The organism is Gottfriedia acidiceleris (assembly GCF_023115465.1).
Lineage (GTDB): Bacteria > Bacillota > Bacilli > Bacillales > Bacillaceae_G > Gottfriedia > Gottfriedia acidiceleris_B.
On record NZ_CP096034.1, the window covers coordinates 742,422 to 758,753 of the forward strand.

Sequence of the window (16,332 nt, forward strand, 5' to 3'; positions counted from 1 at the left end):
CTCATTCCTCAAATAGAAAAATAGATTGAGAGGGTTATTTGATGAAACATACTATGCTAGGAATAATTGAGGCGTCAACACATTTTGAATCTTTAAAGCCGTTAACACAGCATCGACCATTAGCAACACTTCCTTATGCAGGCCGATATCGTTTAATCGATTTTATGTTAAGTAATATGGTGAACTCTGGTATTACGAGTGTCGCTGTATTTCCTGATCAACCTTATCGATCAATCATTGATCACTTAGGCTCCGGTAAACATTGGGACTTAAATCGTAAAAAGGATGGACTATTTATTTTTACGCCAGAACCAACTGATGGAGCTTTTGGTACATTCGATTTCATTGAAAAGCATATTCAATTTTTACAACGTTCTACTCAAAAGTATGTTGTAGTAGCAAATACTTATACGATTTGCTCTGTGGATTTTAGACCAGTTTTAAAGAGACATATCGAAACTAATGCTCAAATTACTGAGTTAAAGCAGTTCGGTAAATCTTTAAATATCTATATCCTTGAAAAAGAGTTATTGTTGAAGCTTTTTGAAAACTTCCATGAAAAAGGCTATGAAACAATTATGGACGTTGTACGCGATCAAAATAATGAGGTTGATCTAAGTGCGTATGAAATACCTCAACAAGTTTCAATCATTCAAACAATTGAGGATTATTTCGAGCAAAGTATGAAATTATTAAATCCTGAGATATGGAATCAATTATTCTTAAAATCTTATCCTGTCTTTACTAAGGTTAAAGATGAGCCACCAACAAAATATTCAAAAGATGCAATTGTGAAAAATTCAATTGTAGCTAATGGATGTGAAATTGAGGGAACGGTTGAAAATAGTATTATTTCAAGAGCTGTGAAAATTGGAAAAAATACAATTATTCGAAATTGTGTTGTTATGCAAAAATCAAACATTGGAGATAATTGTATATTAGATGGCGTTATATTAGATAAAGATGTTCGAATAGAAGATGGTGTCGAAATAAAAGGAAGCTTAAGTGAGCCAGTAGTGCTTCAAAAAGGTTCAGTCCAAGGAGCGTTGATTCAGTGGTAAATGTTTTATATATTGTTTCAGAATGTGTACCATTTGTTAAATCGGGAGGGCTTGCAGATGTTGCAGGCGCTCTCCCTAAGTATTTAAATAAACTAAATACGAATGTCAGAGTAATGCTTCCATTCTACTCGTTAATTCCCGCTAAATATAGAGATGAAGCTAAGCTAGTAAAAGAGCTATCTATAAATCTAGGCTGGAGAAAACAGTATTGTGGTTTATTTGAATTGAAAGTAGAAGGAACAACTTATTATTTTATTGATAACGAGTACTATTTCAATCGAGAAAAGTTGTATGGTCATTTTGATGATGGAGAGCGTTTTGCATTCTTTTCTCTAGCTGCAATTGAATGTATTAAAGAATTAGACTTTAAACCTGATGTTATTCACTGTCATGACTGGCATACAGCAATGATTCCATTTTTTATGAAAGAGTATGGCGCATTAAAAGATATTAATCCAAAAATGAAATCTGTTTTTACAATTCATAACCTTCAATTCCAAGGCGTATTTTCAAAAGAAGTAATGGACGATATGTTAGGAATTGATGAACAATATTTTCGCGATGACTATTTAAAATTTTACGATTGTATCAACTTTATGAAAGCTGGAATCATTTCAAGTGATTTCGTAACTACTGTTAGTCCAACATATAAAGAAGAAATTAAGCATGAATTTTTTGGAGAGCAATTAGATGGACTATTACGTGAGCAAGATCACAAACTTTTTGGAATTGTAAACGGGATTGATGAAACGATTTATAATCCTGCTACTGATCGGAAAATTTACTCTAATTACGATGAATTTACAATCGAAAATAAAACAGAAAATAAATTGAAATTGCAGGAGTCACTTGCATTAAAAATGGATGAAAATATTCCTATTATTGCAATGGTTTCTCGATTAACAAGTCAAAAAGGCATTGATCTTATTCAACACGTATTCCCTCAAATTATGGATCATAATGTCCAAGTAGTAATTTTAGGTTCTGGTGATGAAGAATTCGAGAACTTTTTTAAAGCAATGGAGCATAACTACTACGATAAAGTTAGAGCTTACATTGGATTTGATGAAGGCTTTGCTCATCAGATTTATGCAGGTGCAGATTTATTCCTTATGCCTTCACTATTTGAACCATGTGGACTAGGTCAGCTTATTGCGATGAAATACGGGTGTGTTCCAATCGTAAGAGAGACTGGGGGGCTAAATGATACTGTCCAGTCATATAATGAAGAGACGAAGAGTGGAAATGGTTTTACTTTTACTAACTATAATGCTCACGATATGCTTCACACAATTGAACGTGGATTGAGTATTTATGAGAATAAAAAACATTGGAATTCAGTCAGAAGGAATGCAATTAGAAGAGATTCAAGTTGGTTAAAATCTGCTAAAGAATATGCAAAACTATATATGCAGTCTTCAAAGTAAAAATCTTTTAGGGCGAGGTGATTCCATGTTTTCTAGTGTGGAGGAGTTTGAGTGGAGTTTTAAAGAGAAGCTAGAAAGTATGCATGGAAAGAGTACTGCAGATAGCACTACTCAAGAGCAATTTCAAACACTTGGAACGATGATTCGTGAACATATAAGCGGTAATTGGTTAGGTACGAGTGAACAATACCGCTTAGAGCGAAAAAAACAAGTTTATTATTTATCAATTGAATTCTTATTAGGAAAGCTTTTGAAAAGTAACTTAATTCATCTAGGGCTTAGGGAGTTATGTGAATCTGGCCTCGAGAGATTAGGAATTTCTTTAAGTGCTCTTGAGGAGTTTGAAAGTGATGCTGGTCTTGGAAATGGCGGACTTGGACGGCTAGCATCTTGTTTTCTGGATTCTCTTGCATCACAAGACTTGCCTGGTCATGGATGTGGCATCCGCTACAAACATGGCCTATTTGACCAAAAAATTGTTGATGGATATCAAGTTGAGCTACCTGAACAATGGCTGAAATACGGAAATGTTTGGGAAGTTCGAAGAGATGATGAAGCAATTGAAGTTTTATTCGGTGGAGAAGTAGAAGCATTTAATAATAAAAATCGACTGGAATTCCGCCTTCATGGTGCAGAAGCAATCACAGCTGTACCATATGATTTACCGATTATCGGCTATCATACAAACACGGTAAATACTTTAAGATTATGGAGTGCTGAAGCGTCTACTCATTCCTCAAATAAATCACTGATGAAATATAAGCGAGAGGCTGAAGCAGTTTCAGAATTCTTATATCCAGATGATACACATGATGAAGGAAAGATTTTACGTCTAAAACAGCAATATTTTTTAGTTTCTGCAAGTATTCAAAGAATAGTAGATTCATATAAGGAACAGTACGGTAATATTCGTAAGCTCCATGAAGAAATTGCTATTCATGTAAATGATACACATCCAGTTTTAGCGATTCCAGAGTTAATGAGAATTTTAATCGATGTTGAAAAGCTATCTTGGGATGAAGCGTGGGAAATTACTACTCAAACGATTTCATATACGAATCATACGACTTTATCTGAAGCACTTGAAAAATGGAGAGTTGATTTATTTAAGCCTTTATTGCCAAGGATTTATATGATTGTAGAAGAAATAAATGAAAGATATTGTAAAGAGCTCTGGAACAAATACCCAGGTGATTGGGATCGAATTGAACAAATGGCTATTATTGCTCATGGAGTCGTTAAAATGGCTCATTTAGCAATTGTAGGCAGTAAGAGCGTTAATGGAGTTGCTGAAATCCACACTGAAATTTTAAAACAAAGAGAAATGAAGCTTTTTTATGAGTATGAACCATTCAAATTTAATAATAAAACAAATGGTATTACTCATAGAAGATGGTTACTCCAATGTAATCCTGAGCTTAGTAGCTTAATAAATGATTCGATCGGAGACGGTTGGATACATGAACCAACTCAACTTGAGAATCTATTAGAATATCAAAATGACGAGGCATTCTTAGAGCAATTTATGAATGTAAAGAAAAAGAGAAAAGAAGTTCTCGAAAATTATGTTCACTATACAAATGGAATTGCATTAGATACAGATTCAATTTTTGATATTCAAGTAAAGCGGATGCATGCATATAAAAGACAATTACTAAATGTATTACATATCATGTATTTATATAATCGTTTGAAGGAAGATTCACATTTTAAAATGCATCCTAGAACTTTTATTTTTGGAGCAAAGGCATCTCCTGGCTACTACTTTGCTAAAAAGATCATTAAATTAATTCATTCAGTGGCTGATATTGTCAATAATGATCGCTATATAAGTCAATTTATTAAAGTAATTTTTATTGAAAATTACCGAGTTTCATTAGGTGAAATCATTTTTCCAGCAGCGGATGTTAGTGAACAAATTTCGACAGCAAGTAAAGAAGCTTCGGGTACTGGGAATATGAAATTTATGATGAATGGTGCTTTAACGCTTGGTACACTTGACGGTGCAAATATTGAAATTTTGAGAGAAGTTGGCGAGGAGAATATTTTTACATTCGGACTTACAGCTGATGAGGTATTAAATTATTATCAATACGGCGGATATAAAAGTAGTGATTATTACCATCATGACCTGCGAATAAAAAAGGTGTTAGATCAAATGCTTCACGGATTATTTCCGTTACCAAGAGAAGAATTTGAACCAATTTTTGATTCGCTCATGTCTTATAATGATGAGTATTTCTTACTTAGAGATTTCTCTTCATATGTAAAAGCGCATGAATGTATCAATCATACGTATCAAAATAAAAGGGATTGGGCTATAAAAAGTCTTAACAATGTTGCGAAATCGGGATTTTTTACGAGTGATCGCACGATTCGTCAATATGCATCAGAAATATGGAATATTCATCAAAGAACATTACACCATTCTTAACCTCCTCTTAGATGATTAGGAGGTTTTTCATATAATGATGAAAAGCAAGAAAGGAGAGATACGTTGAAATTCCTTTCAGTTGACTATGATATGGCCTTAGAACTATTACTTTGCATTGAACAGGCATATGCTCAGTTTGATAATGATGGTAAATTTATGATTCCAGCAAGCTATTCATTAGTAGATACAATTAAAGCATGTGCAATTAGCCAGCTCGAATGGTTTGGCTACATTATTGAAAATGATGAATCTGTCATCATTGTGTTTCGTGGAACGAAATCAGATTTGGATTGGTTAGCTGATTTAAAAATTGATCAAGATTTATTTCCTTATGTGATGAACGGTGGGAGTGTCCACTCGGGGTTTCTATCAATTTATCAATCTTTTCGAGAAATGCTTTTAGCAATTGTAAAGGAAAAGGCTCTTTCAAAAAAAATATTCATAACGGGGCATAGCTTAGGTGGTTCATTGGCCACGTTATTAGGATATGAAATAGCAATGACTGGAATTTGTAACCCGAATGTCTATTCATTTGGCTCTCCAAAAGTAGGAAATATAAAGTTTAAAGAAAACTACGATGAAAAGGTTCGGCATAGTTTAAGATTTGTAAATTTATATGATATGGTCCCTCTAAGCCCACCCTTTAAAGTAGAAGTGAAGCCATTAAACATTTATTTAGAATACGTTCAAGTGCAACATCCAATCACTTTTTCATTAAATAAAGGGTCTATTAAAAATAGTCATCATTTATCGACTTATATTGAAGGCGTAAAGAAGATGCAGTTGGATTATGATTATACTCCAACCTTTACTTACAAATTACGTGAGGCAGAGGCAGTAGAAGAAGAAGTAATCTAATAGTACAGAAAAAAACTAGTCAAATTACCTTGACTAGTTTTTTGTATGTAAACAAAAAAACGTCTGAATTAGTCATTACCATCCAGTAGATTTCCAAGGCCACCTAATATACTTCCTTCTTCCTTAGAAGAATTTGGTAAGTATTGACCGATTCGGGAAGCTAATCTTGCTAAAGTTAATGACTGAACCCAAATTGTTCCAGGACCTTGTAATGTAGCGAAGAATAGACCTTCTCCTCCAAAAAGTGCAGTTTTTACATTTCCAACATATTCAATTTCATAATTAACATCACCAGTGAAGCCAACAATACATCCGGTATCGATTTTAATTTTTTCACCTGGTTGAAGAGTTTTTTGGTAAATCGAACCACCAGCATGTAAGAAGGCAAGGCCATCACCTTCAAGTTTTTGCATGATAAAGCCTTCACCACCAAATAGGCCGGTACTTAATTTCTTTCTAAACTCGATCCCAACTGAAGTGCCTTTTGCTGCGGCTAGGAAAGAATCCTTTTGACAAATAATTTTATTTCCATACTCATGTAGGTCTAATGGTATGATCGTTCCAGGGTATGGAGCGGAGAAACTAACTGTTTTTAATGAGCTTGATCGGTTTGTAAAACTAGTCATAAACAAGCTCTCACCTGTAACAAGGCGCTTACCAGCTCCAACTAATTTTCCAAATAAACCACCTGATTGCTGTGAACCGTCACCAAAAATTGTTTCAAGTTCGATACCATCATCCATCATCATCATTGCTCCAGCTTCAGCAACGACTGTTTCCTTTGGATCAAGCTCTACTTGTACAAACTGCATATCATGGCCATGAATTTTATATGTAACTTCATGAGAATTTTTCATTTTTATGCCTCCTTTTAGTTTAACTATACAAATATTCTAATACTAAAATCTAGTTATTAAATTATAAAAAATTTGATAAATTATTACATAATCCTCATTTATTTTACTATTTATTGAGAAAATATGCCATTTTTACAGTTTGGCTACGTAGGTCTAAATGTATAAAAGATAAATTATAAGAATTATATAAAAAATTCTCTCAATTAAGCTTAAGTGTCATTGACGCACTTTTTTAGATATGATATATTTAATTTACTATTAACTGCATATTTATTTGAAGGTAAGAAATTAACGATACATTTGCACTACAAATTTTTAGTAACGCTCATTTTTCTTTGTCTTGAAAAGAAGTTTTGACCACTTTCAATGTTGTAGCAATCCTTTAGCTGATTGGACAATGACGTTCTTTTTCTTTATCCCTCTTTTATGCACGCATTAATAGTGTATATATGTATTTTAGGAGGTATTATCGATGGAATTCGGTAAAGTTAAATGGTTTAACAGCGAAAAAGGTTTTGGATTCATCCAAACTGAAGGTGGAAACGACGTATTCGTACACTTCTCTGCAATTCAAGGCGAAGGTTTCAAAACTTTAGAAGAAGGTCAAGAAGTTGAATTCGAAATCATCGAAGGAAACCGTGGACCACAAGCAGCTAACGTAAACAAAAAATAATTTTTGTTATGTTCAAGGCATCCTTTTTTAGGATGCCTTTTTTATATTAATCTAAAAATCTATCTATTTAGTACGTAGATATTGTAGTTTAAAAAGGTTGCAAATAATGACCAAATAGAATATGGAATGAGTAATACAAATGAAGTTTTAGAATGTTTATATGCGATGGTTGTTAAAAGAATTGCTGTAACAAAGACGAGTCCACAGTCAATTGTAGCCATAAGTAAATCTTTTTGTTTGAATTGAAAATAGCTAAACAGCTGGTTAAATAGATAATTAATAATAAATAGAATATAAAACCATTTTGTTTTTTTAAATGATTCTCCTAAAGAAACGATTATACATACGCTTAAAGAAATGAAAGAATACAAGAATGCCCAAATGATGCCGATTGTTTTTCCTGAAGGAGTATAGCTAGGTTTAATTAGATGACTATACCAATCGTAGTCAATCGGAAATAACATAGAAGAAATAAAAAATAAACAGTATAAGGAGAAAAATAAAACAATTAATTTAATATTCATAAAACCTCCTCAAGTAAGTTGTCTTGATAAGTATATGTATTTAATTTAAAAATATAAAAAAAACGACTACATTGTAGTAATCGTTTTTTAATGAAATTTTAACTTATTTAGTACTTTTCAATGTCTTTCACATCAATTTCAGATAATTCTCCGTTTAATGCTTGTTCTTCATAGTCATCCAGATCTTGTTCATATTGTTCATGTTTTTTCGTAGGATAGACAGTTTGATTTTTTCCGTAAATATCAGTACCGATAAAGTTCTCAAATTCCTCAACATAACCTACATTTTCATAGCTCTCAGTAAATGTGCTTCCATACTCCTCAATATTATTGAATTCAAAATCTTGCGGTGTTTGAGAATTTCCATATCTTTCAACATCTTGTAAAGCGTCTTCAGCGTCATACATCATTGAGCGATCTTTAGGATCTCTACTAAATGGAGGGTTTAGTACTTCTTCTTCAACAGGACGATCGTATCTAATACTAGAACTTGAAATATGCTGATCGTGAGTATGTTCGATCATCGCTTTTGCTGTAGGAAGAGCTTGTAAGCGTTCAAAAGGTATTTCTTCACCACTTACTTCACATATGCCATATGTTCCATTTTCAATTTTTTGTAACGCTATATTAACGTCATCTAATTCGTTTCTTAAATGCTCATGAAGAGATATGTCTTTTTCACGCTCATATAATTCAGTACCTAAATCACCTGGGTGATTGTCTGCAAGTGAAAGCTCATCAACAGAATCTCTAAGTGAGAAAGGTGTAAATGCTGGATCGTTTAGTCTTTCTTCTATATGTTTTTTTTGTTTCAGTAGTTCGTTTTTAAATGTTTGGATTTGTGATTGTGAAAGCATCATGCTCCCCCTTTTCAATAAAAGAATATGCCTATCCATATTTTGTTCAAAAAGGAGGAAAACATGAATTAAGTTTTTTGAGGAATTGTTCTGCCTTAATTAGGAAAAAATATTTCCAATTATTAAGCCTATAACAAGAAGGAATCCCATTATAGTATTTGTTTTTGCTGTTGCTGCCATGGCTGGCATCATTTCCATTGGTTGGGTCTTACCTATAAATCCTTTTGTTGCTTTTATTGCAACTGGAATACTTATTAATGAAATAAGTGCAAAAGGTGTAATTAAATTCATGATAACAAATAAAATAACTAAAGCATATGCAACTGCAAACAATGAACCAATAAAGATAATTGCATTCTTTTTACCTAATAAGATAACAAGTGTTTTACGTCCATTTTCTTTGTCATTATCTAGGTCACGAATATTATTTGCTGTTAAAATTGCTCCAATTGTAATTGAAGTAGGGATAGATAGTAAGATCACTTTTGATGGTAAATTTCCAGCTTGGATATAGTAGGTAATACCGATAATGACAACTCCCATAAAAAAGCCCGCAATTAACTCACCAAATGGAGTGTATGCGATAGGGAGTGGGCCTCCAGTATAAAAATAAGCTGTTGCCATACTAATAAGTCCTATAACTGCTATCCACCAACTACTTTGATTACAAATATAAATGCCCAGTAGAAGGGCGATACCAAACAAAGTAAATGCAAGATTTATGACAGTTGAAGGTTTAATACCATCTCGTACGATTGCTCCGCCGATACCGACAGAACCTTCATGATCTAGCCCTCTTTTATAATCATAATATTCATTTATCATATTTGCAGCGACTTGGATCAATAAACTTGCGATAAGCATTGAGAGAAATAAAAGTAAATGAAATGAGTGATCGATGTGCGCTAACATTGTTCCAATCGCAACAGGAATGAACGCTGCGGTTAATGTATGTGGTCTTAATAAATTCCACCATGTTCTAAAACCTGTTGAGGAAGTTGGAGATTGAACAGTTGGTTGCATTTTAACATCCTCCTTTTTAATATTATTTGAAAATGTAGGTCATTTTACTTTAAAAAAGTATGGACGAACTTCATAAAATTGACAGTCTACATTCATCGTTGTATCTTTAGTTATATCATGTATTTAACGTATATTTAAGCTAGGGGGAACTATTATGCTTAGAACAGGTCAACTGGAATCGATTGCCTTCTTTGAGCATTCTCTTCAAAAGGCAAAAGCTTGTTCAAAACGCTTCATTTGTAAAGTGGAAAAAATAATGAATATCCATCCCCTAAGTGTTTACCATTTTTATCAAGAATTGGGTTTTACTGAACGCTTTTATTGGTCAAACCAAGAAAACTCGTTAATTCTCACAGGAATTGGTACTTTAGTTCCTTTTCATCATAGTACAGAAGAACAGTATTCTGCAATAGAAAAAGAATGGAAACGCTTTGGAGAGCAAGTGTATATCGAGCAAGAAAATTGCTTTGGTACAGGACCGATAGCTCTTGGGGGTTTCTCTTTTTTTGATACCTATAAAAATGATCAAGATTGGAAGAATTTTGGTACCTCTCATTTCTATGTACCTAAATTAATGGTGACGGTTACAAACGAAGGGACATTCATCACCTCTAATTATGAAATTAATGAACAAACAAAAGTTGAGGATTTATTGCTTCAATATAAAGAATATGATGACTTTTTAGAAAAGTTTGGAATGAAGCAACCAAGCTTTACACAATCAGAATGTATTAACAAAGATGAATTTGAACCAAATGAATGGATTCAAAGCGTAAAAGAAGCAATTAATCAAATGAAAAACGAAGAATTAGAAAAAGTTGTATTAAATCGGACTTTAAATGCAACATTTTCTGCAGAAGTAAATTCAACAAAAGTAATTTATGAATTAGAAGCAACAAGAAATGTTAATTATGTTATTTCTTATCAATTAAAAGATACTGTATTTATAAGTGCTACACCTGAGCGATTAATTTCTAAGAAAAATAATACAGTTTCTTCGATGTGTCTTGCCGGATCTGCCGCAAAAGGAATAACTAAGGAAGAAAACACAGAAGCCGCCAATTGGTTATTTAATAGTAAAAAAAACAATGGTGAACATGCTTTTGTTGTAAACTATATACGAGAAATTCTACAACAATATTGTAATGAATTATCAATACCTTCAACACCAAGAATAATGGCGACTAAAAGCTTATTGCATTTATTCACGCCAGTTGAAGGGAAATTATATAATCATGTTTCTTTATTTGAATTAATTCAAGCATTACATCCAACTCCAGCACTTGGAGGTTTTCCTAAGGAAGAAGCATGTAAATTAATTCGTAAACTTGAACCTGTGGACCGGGGATGGTATGGTGCACCGATAGGGTGGATTGATTTAAACGGAAATGGTGATTTTGCTGTAGGCATCCGTAGCGCTTTAATTAAAGAAGATAAAGCAAAATTATATGCCGGTTGTGGTGTTGTACAAGATTCAAAACCAGAGGAAGAATTTTTTGAAACTGGTGTAAAGTTTCTGCCAATGCTAAATGCATTAGGAGGGTTACGAAATGAAAGATAATGAAGCACTAACAAAGTATATTGGTGCTCTTGTAGATGAAATAAGTGCATTAAATATTAAAAACGTTGTAATAAGTCCTGGATCACGCTCTACGCCAATATCGATGTTAGTAAATGAACATCCAAAATTAAAGTCTTATATTGCAGTAGATGAAAGAGGGGCAGCATTTTTTGCATTAGGAATCGCTAAAAGTACGAAACAGCCTACAGTTTTAATCTGTACTTCTGGAACAGCTGCTGCTAATTATATGCCAGCCATTTCTGAAGCAAAGGAATCTAGAATTCCATTAATCGTACTGACAGCCGATCGACCACATGAGCTTAGAGATATAGGTGCACCACAAGCTATGAATCAAATTGGTTTATACGGTTCATTTGTAAAAAAATTCATTGAGCTAGCCTTACCAGAGGCTTCGGAAGCTATGTACGAATACGCGCGTTCTAGTGTTAATCGACTGTACCGTTCATGTGTGACTGCTCCAATGGGGCCTGTACATATGAATATACCACTTCGAGAACCTTTAGTTCCTAATTTTGCGATTGATGACGTATTCTCAGCAGGAAAGCGTAAAAATTCTGCTCACACAATCCTTACTGAAACTCTTGCGACAATTTCAAATGAAACAAGTAATAAGTTCACCAAGCTTTTTCAATCAAAAAGAAAAGGCTTATTAGTTTGCGGTCCTTATGTTGAAGAAGGAGCTTTAAAGAAAATTAAGTCTTTAGGGAATTTATTAGACTATCCAGTTCTATGTGATCCTCTTTCAAATGGAAGAACGATTAGTAGTAATGAAGAATCGAATGTAATTGATACATATGATACATTCCTTCGTTTTGAAGATATTGTTGATTTGCTTGATTCTGAAGTTATCGTACGATTCGGGGCAATGCCTGTATCTAAAACGTTTAGCCAATATATACAAAAGCAAAAAGATTGCGAGCTAATTGTAATTGATGAAGGAGACTTATGGAGAGATCCGACGTTGAAAGCAACTCAAATGATTTCTTGTGATGATATCCAGTTTTGTAATGCAATTTTGGAGTCTTATCAGAAAACAAGTAGTCTAGAAATAGAATGGTTGAATAAATGGAAAACAATTAATGAAAAAACAAAAAATGGACTACAACAAGCAGAACAGTTTGATGAGCTTTTTGAAGGGAAAATTGTTCAAGTTTTAGCAAAAAATTTACTCGAAGAAAGTACATTGTTTGTTTCAAACAGTATGCCTATTCGTGATGTGGATACGTTTTTACATAATCAATCTAAAAAGTTAAAAATTGCTTGTAATCGAGGGGTAAATGGAATAGATGGAACAATTGCAACTGCATTAGGGATGGCAGCAGCTGGAGAGAGTGTCACTTTATTAATTGGAGATTTATCTTTCTATCATGATTTAAATAGTCTAGTCCTTTCTAAACTACATCATTTACCTTTAAGAGTGATTCTTGTTAATAATGATGGGGGTGGAATCTTCTCATTTTTACCTCAATCAAAAGAAGAAAAACATTTCGAAGATTTATTCGGAACTCCTTTAGGATTGGAATTCGAGCATGCAACTACCCTTTTCAGTGGAGTTCATACAAAAATTCATAATTGGTTTGAACTTGAAGATGAATTAGCTAAAAAGAATAATGGATTACATGTTATTGAAATTCAGACAAATCGTAAAGAAAATTATGATCTTCATCAAAAAGTTTGGAGCATGGTAAAAGCAGAATACGAGAAATGAAATTAGGTGTTCTTGTTCATGGAAATAAAAATAAATGAGGTCACATATTCATACATTGAATCTGGCCAAGGGCAAACTATACTATTATTGCATGGTTTCACAGGTTCAAAGGAGACATGGGGAAGTTTAATAAGTAAACTAGAACGATATTATCATGTAATCGCAATTGATTTATTAGGACATGGAAAGACAGATTGTCCAATTAATGATGAGCGGTACAGAATGGAATTTGCTGCTAAAGATTTACATGATTTTTTAGAACAAAAGCAAATTGTTTCTGTGCATCTTTTAGGCTATTCGATGGGAGGTAGACTAGCCCTCTATTTCGCTTTAGCCTATCCAACAAAGATTAAATCGCTTATTTTAGAAAGCTGCACGGCTGGTCTTAAAACTGAAAATGAAAGATTAGCTCGAATCGAACAAGACAATCATTTATCTTCTATGATCCTAAATGAAGGCATTGAAGTATTTGTTAATTATTGGGAAAACATTCCGTTATTTTCAACTCAAAAGAATTTGACATCAGAATCACAACAAAAGATTAAACAAGGAAGATTAAATCAGTCACCAATTGGCTTAAGTAATAGTCTAAAAGGGATGGGCACGGGCATTCAACCATCTCTATGGAGTGAATTGAATCAATTTAAAAAACCTTCTTTATTAGTTTGTGGAGAATATGATGAAAAGTTTTGCCTAATAATGGGGAAAATGAACGAGAAGCTAGAAAAAAGTGAAATTATTAAAATTCCACATGCAGGCCATGCAATTCATGTGGAACATTCGGAAAAATTTGCTACAATAGTAATTGGGTTTTTATTGAAAATTGAAAAGGAGGAAATTTCATGACTATTGAATGGGTACAAGAAAGAAAGTATGAAGAAATTTTATATTCTACATATAAGGGAATTGCTAAAATTTCAATCAATCGTCCACACGTACATAACGCATTTACACCATTAACAGTATCAGAAATGATTGATGCTTTTGCTTATGCAAGAGACGACGAAAAAATTGGTGTTATTATTTTAACAGGTGAAGGTGGAAAAGCATTCTGTTCTGGTGGTGACCAAAGTGTTCGCGGACACGGTGGTTATGTTGGACAAGACCGCATTCCTCGCCTGAATGTATTAGATTTACAACGCCTAATTCGTGTTATTCCAAAACCTGTAATTGCAATGGTAGCTGGTTATGCAATTGGTGGAGGTAACGTATTAAACGTAGTATGTGACTTAACAATCGCAGCTGATAACGCTAAATTTGGACAAACTGGTCCTAAGGTTGGTAGCTTTGATGCTGGTTATGGCTCAGGCTATTTAGCTCGTATTGTAGGGCACAAAAAAGCTCGTGAAATTTGGTACTTATGCCGTCAATATAATGCACAAGAAGCATTAGATATGGGCTTAGTTAATAAAGTAGTACCTTTAGAAGAATTAGAAGCTGAAACAGTTAAATGGGCTGAAGAAATGCTCGAAAAAAGTCCAACTGCACTACGCTTCTTAAAAGCAGCAATGAATGCAGATACAGACGGTTTAGCAGGACTTCAACAGCTAGCTGGAGATGCTACGCTTCTTTACTACACAACTGAGGAAGCAAAAGAAGGCCGAGATGCTTTTAAAGAAAAACGTACACCTGATTTCGATAAATTCCCACGTTTTCCTTGATCTGAAAGAAGATAAAAGCTTGATGAGAAATCATCAAGCTTTTTTTGCACATTAAGGAAGTATAAACTGACAGCTGAGAAGAAAGCTCGAAGTAGTTGCCTAATTTAGGAATTAAGTATAAGAGTAACAACGCCTCTATTTTAGCCAACGCCAAACGAAGAGTTTTCTTTAAATAAACTTTTGTAAATTTTGATAATAGTCAGGAAGTGTTTTTGATGAATCAAATTCCGAATTTTTTGCTTGAGAGAGTCAGATTAACTCCTAATCGAATAGCAATTGCAACAGACGGGGAAGAAATTACTTTTAAGGATTTACATGATCGTGTTCTAAATCTTGCCTATAAATTTCACCATTTTGGCATAAATGACGGATCTCACGTTTCGGTTTTAATGAATAATTCTGTTCAATTTATAGAAGTTGTTTATGCACTTCATTATATCGGAGCAACATCAATTTTACTGAATATAAGATTAAGTGATGACGAAATAGGATATCAATTAGAAAATAGTGATTCTGAATTTTTAATCGTAGTGAAATCAAATACGGTGAAGATACCTGAAAATATAAAACTGTTAAATATAAATGAGATAGAGAACAGTGAAGCAAAGGAATTTCCGATTAAGTCTAATTTTGATGGTGATAAAATCGCAACTATGATGTACACATCTGGTACAACTGGTTTCCCAAAAGCAGTTTTACAAACTTATTTTAATCATTGGAGCAGTGCAATTGCTTCAGTACTAAATTTAGGTTTAGATCATAAAGATGTATGGCTAGTCTGTTTGCCAATGTTCCATGTGGGTGGTTTGTCTACTGTATATAAAAGTGCGATTTATGGCATGAAAATTGTGTTAACGAATAAAGCTGATGCACATACCATTAAGGACTGTGTCATAAAGCATAATGTAACAATTCTATCTGTTGTAACAAAAGTATTAAATGACCTATTAACCATTGTTGAAGATACAAATGACTTAAACCGTATAAGAGTAGCTTTACTTGGTGGAGGACCCGCTCCGTTACCTCTTTTACAAAAGGCAAGAGCATTAAATGTGCCAGTCTATCAAACATACGGAATGACTGAAACTTGTTCACAAATCGCAACGCTTTCTCCTGAATACATGCTTTCTAAAATTGGTTCGGCAGGTAAAGCTTTATTTGGATGTACGCTAGAAATAAGAGACGATCAACGAACTTGTTTACCAAAAGAAGTAGGAGAAATTGTAGTTAAGGGGCCGAACGTGAGTAAAGGTTATTATAAGCTTACAAAGTTAACTGATTCATCTGAGTATCTTTATACGGGAGATTTGGGTTATGTAGATGAGGATGGTTTTTTATTTGTCGTTGACCGTCGAAGTGATTTAATTATTTCCGGTGGAGAGAATATATATCCGGCAGAGATTGAATCAGTCTTATTATCGCATCCAGATATCATTGAAGCTGGTGTAACAGGCAAAGAAGACCCAAATTGGGGAAAAGTACCTGTCGGATTTGTTGTTAGTAAATCCTCTAATCCTTTGTCTCAAGAAGAACTAATCGAGTATTGTCGAGATAAAATCGCAGGGTATAAAATTCCAAAGGAAATATTTTTTGTAGACAATCTACCAAGAAATGCAACAAATAAGCTAGTTAGAAGAGAACTACTTAAGCTTCTATAAGGGGAATAA

General features: G+C 33.6%; 14 protein-coding genes. 10 read left to right on the forward strand and 4 right to left on the reverse strand.

All coding sequences use genetic code 11. From position 1 onward, the window contains the following. The first annotated feature begins 41 nt into the window (after positions 1-41). The 4 genes from MY490_RS03515 to MY490_RS03530 all read left to right on the forward strand — a co-directional run bounded on the left by MY490_RS03515 (position 42) and on the right by MY490_RS03530 (position 5,780). Positions 42-1,061 (forward strand): GlgC family sugar phosphate nucleotidyltransferase, encoded by a 1,020-nt coding sequence (locus tag MY490_RS03515; protein WP_248268000.1) that lies wholly within the window; start codon positions 42-44, stop codon positions 1,059-1,061. Then, positions 1,055-2,488 (forward strand): glycogen synthase GlgA, encoded by a 1,434-nt coding sequence (glgA, locus tag MY490_RS03520; protein WP_248268001.1) that lies wholly within the window; start codon positions 1,055-1,057, stop codon positions 2,486-2,488. The genes MY490_RS03515 and glgA overlap by 7 nt, the downstream gene beginning before the upstream one ends. 25 nt (positions 2,489-2,513) lie before the next feature. After that, positions 2,514-4,922: a glycogen/starch/alpha-glucan phosphorylase gene (locus tag MY490_RS03525; RefSeq protein WP_248268002.1), complete on the forward strand. Its 2,409-nt coding sequence runs from the start codon at positions 2,514-2,516 to the stop codon at positions 4,920-4,922. 63 nt (positions 4,923-4,985) lie between these two features. Next, positions 4,986-5,780: a lipase family protein gene (locus MY490_RS03530; RefSeq protein ID WP_248268003.1), complete on the forward strand. Its 795-nt coding sequence runs from the start codon at positions 4,986-4,988 to the stop codon at positions 5,778-5,780. Positions 5,781-5,848: 68 nt separating this feature from the next. Here MY490_RS03530 and MY490_RS03535 read toward each other — a convergent pair whose 3' ends face one another. Continuing rightward, positions 5,849-6,637: a TIGR00266 family protein gene (locus MY490_RS03535; RefSeq protein ID WP_069034766.1), complete on the reverse strand. Its 789-nt coding sequence runs from the start codon at positions 6,635-6,637 to the stop codon at positions 5,849-5,851. 472 nt (positions 6,638-7,109) lie between these two features. Between MY490_RS03535 and MY490_RS03540 the strand changes: the two genes are divergently transcribed. Further along, on the forward strand, positions 7,110-7,310 hold the full coding sequence (locus tag MY490_RS03540) for a cold-shock protein (RefSeq protein ID WP_088013613.1): 201 nt from the start codon (positions 7,110-7,112) through the stop codon (positions 7,308-7,310). Positions 7,311-7,369: 59 nt separating this feature from the next. On the opposite strand, the gene MY490_RS03545 is transcribed toward MY490_RS03540, so the two are convergent. The 3 genes from MY490_RS03545 to MY490_RS03555 form a co-directional block, all read right to left on the reverse strand. Continuing rightward, entirely contained in the window at positions 7,370-7,834 is a 465-nt protein-coding gene (locus tag MY490_RS03545; protein WP_248268004.1) for a TspO/MBR family protein, read from the reverse strand. Positions 7,835-7,941: 107 nt separating this feature from the next. Continuing rightward, the gene (locus tag MY490_RS03550; protein ID WP_248268005.1) at positions 7,942-8,691 is read right to left on the reverse strand and encodes a TraR/DksA C4-type zinc finger protein; all 750 of its coding nucleotides are present in this window, start codon (positions 8,689-8,691) and stop codon (positions 7,942-7,944) included. A gap of 99 nt (positions 8,692-8,790) precedes the next feature. Further along, a complete protein-coding gene (locus MY490_RS03555) occupies positions 8,791-9,714 on the reverse strand; it encodes a 1,4-dihydroxy-2-naphthoate polyprenyltransferase (RefSeq protein ID WP_248268006.1) in 924 nt (307 codons plus the stop codon). A gap of 154 nt (positions 9,715-9,868) precedes the next feature. Here MY490_RS03555 and MY490_RS03560 point away from each other — a divergent pair, with 154 nt between their 5' ends. The 5 genes from MY490_RS03560 to MY490_RS03580 all read left to right on the forward strand — a co-directional run bounded on the left by MY490_RS03560 (position 9,869) and on the right by MY490_RS03580 (position 16,323). After that, positions 9,869-11,275 (forward strand): isochorismate synthase, encoded by a 1,407-nt coding sequence (locus tag MY490_RS03560; RefSeq protein WP_248268007.1) that lies wholly within the window; start codon positions 9,869-9,871, stop codon positions 11,273-11,275. Further along, positions 11,265-13,004: a 2-succinyl-5-enolpyruvyl-6-hydroxy-3-cyclohexene-1-carboxylic-acid synthase gene (menD, locus tag MY490_RS03565; RefSeq protein ID WP_248268008.1), complete on the forward strand. Its 1,740-nt coding sequence runs from the start codon at positions 11,265-11,267 to the stop codon at positions 13,002-13,004. The genes MY490_RS03560 and menD overlap by 11 nt, the downstream gene beginning before the upstream one ends. Before the next feature lie 18 nt (positions 13,005-13,022). Beyond that, positions 13,023-13,850 (forward strand): 2-succinyl-6-hydroxy-2,4-cyclohexadiene-1-carboxylate synthase, encoded by an 828-nt coding sequence (gene menH, locus MY490_RS03570; protein ID WP_248268009.1) that lies wholly within the window; start codon positions 13,023-13,025, stop codon positions 13,848-13,850. Next, the gene (menB, locus tag MY490_RS03575) at positions 13,847-14,665 is read left to right on the forward strand and encodes a 1,4-dihydroxy-2-naphthoyl-CoA synthase (protein ID WP_248268010.1); all 819 of its coding nucleotides are present in this window, start codon (positions 13,847-13,849) and stop codon (positions 14,663-14,665) included. Before menH ends, menB begins: the two co-directional genes overlap by 4 nt. A gap of 215 nt (positions 14,666-14,880) precedes the next feature. After that, positions 14,881-16,323 carry an o-succinylbenzoate--CoA ligase gene (locus MY490_RS03580; RefSeq protein WP_248268011.1) on the forward strand — a complete coding sequence of 481 codons (1,443 nt, stop codon included), beginning with the start codon at positions 14,881-14,883 and terminating at the stop codon, positions 16,321-16,323. The last annotated feature ends 9 nt before the right edge of the window (positions 16,324-16,332 follow it).

Excerpts from the sequence above, each read along its gene's own strand:
- MY490_RS03515 (WP_248268000.1), top strand. The coding sequence starts at position 42 with ATGAAACATACTATGCTAGGAATAATTGAGGCGTCAACACATTTTGAA.
- MY490_RS03525 (WP_248268002.1), top strand. The coding sequence starts at position 2,514 with ATGTTTTCTAGTGTGGAGGAGTTTGAGTGGAGTTTTAAAGAGAAGCTA.
- MY490_RS03535 (WP_069034766.1), bottom strand. The coding sequence starts at position 6,637 with ATGAAAAATTCTCATGAAGTTACATATAAAATTCATGGCCATGATATG.
- MY490_RS03540 (WP_088013613.1), top strand. The coding sequence starts at position 7,110 with ATGGAATTCGGTAAAGTTAAATGGTTTAACAGCGAAAAAGGTTTTGGA.
- MY490_RS03545 (WP_248268004.1), bottom strand. The coding sequence starts at position 7,834 with ATGAATATTAAATTAATTGTTTTATTTTTCTCCTTATACTGTTTATTT.
- MY490_RS03550 (WP_248268005.1), bottom strand. The coding sequence starts at position 8,691 with ATGCTTTCACAATCACAAATCCAAACATTTAAAAACGAACTACTGAAA.
- MY490_RS03555 (WP_248268006.1), bottom strand. The coding sequence starts at position 9,714 with ATGCAACCAACTGTTCAATCTCCAACTTCCTCAACAGGTTTTAGAACA.
- MY490_RS03560 (WP_248268007.1), top strand. The coding sequence starts at position 9,869 with ATGCTTAGAACAGGTCAACTGGAATCGATTGCCTTCTTTGAGCATTCT.
- menD (WP_248268008.1), top strand. The coding sequence starts at position 11,265 with ATGAAAGATAATGAAGCACTAACAAAGTATATTGGTGCTCTTGTAGAT.
- menH (WP_248268009.1), top strand. The coding sequence starts at position 13,023 with ATGGAAATAAAAATAAATGAGGTCACATATTCATACATTGAATCTGGC.
- menB (WP_248268010.1), top strand. The coding sequence starts at position 13,847 with ATGACTATTGAATGGGTACAAGAAAGAAAGTATGAAGAAATTTTATAT.
- MY490_RS03580 (WP_248268011.1), top strand. The coding sequence starts at position 14,881 with ATGAATCAAATTCCGAATTTTTTGCTTGAGAGAGTCAGATTAACTCCT.